The sequence below is a fragment of the Tsukamurella sputi genome, assembly GCF_007858445.1.
GTDB lineage: Bacteria > Actinomycetota > Actinomycetes > Mycobacteriales > Mycobacteriaceae > Tsukamurella > Tsukamurella sputi.
Genome location: NZ_VIGV01000105.1, coordinates 1 through 612 on the forward strand (window position 1 = coordinate 1; position 612 = coordinate 612).

The window sequence follows — 612 nt, forward strand, 5'->3', positions numbered from 1 at the left end:
GGATCAGAGACACCGGCGATAGAGATTGTGCGATAACCGATCTTTCTTGCCCCTTCCAGTTTAATGCCATACGTTTCACTAGGATCGAAAGTTGTACCACTTACGGCAACCCGACGCTCATCAATTTGAGTAAATTTTGAACCTGTTAAATTGAGCGCTCCCCCAGGGCCAGGAAGATGGTAAGGATCTGACTTTTCATAGAGCGTGTGGGCGGCAACTGAGAGTGTTGTACAACGACGATTATCAGCTAATGGTTCAACAATAAAATGATCATGCCTCAATGTGCCTAACATGCTATCACTGCCACTTCCCGGTAATGCTGCAATTGCTGCACATTCTAAAATTTTACCAAGATGAAGTGCTAAGGCGCGATCAAAGCCCTCTCGGATTGCAAAAGCGGCAAAAACAGAAGGATCATAGGCTCTACCTGCCAAAATGAGGTCTACGCCCTGATCGAGAGCCTCAATAAATGGGGTTTCTCCCATCTGCCCAACAATCGCACTGCTTGCTAATAGCATCTCTTCGGTTAATGCTTCTGCCGGTGCTAAAGGAGTAATCTTTCCGGCTCTTAGTGCGCTTAAGAGTGATTCTTTTGGTAATTCACTGTTGATC

General features: G+C 45.9%; 1 protein-coding gene. It reads right to left on the reverse strand.

Annotated features, from left to right (window positions below):
* Positions 1-612, reverse strand: a 612-nt coding sequence (locus tag FK268_RS26000) for an acyclic terpene utilization AtuA family protein (protein ID WP_146437834.1), incomplete at both ends; no start/stop codon positions are given.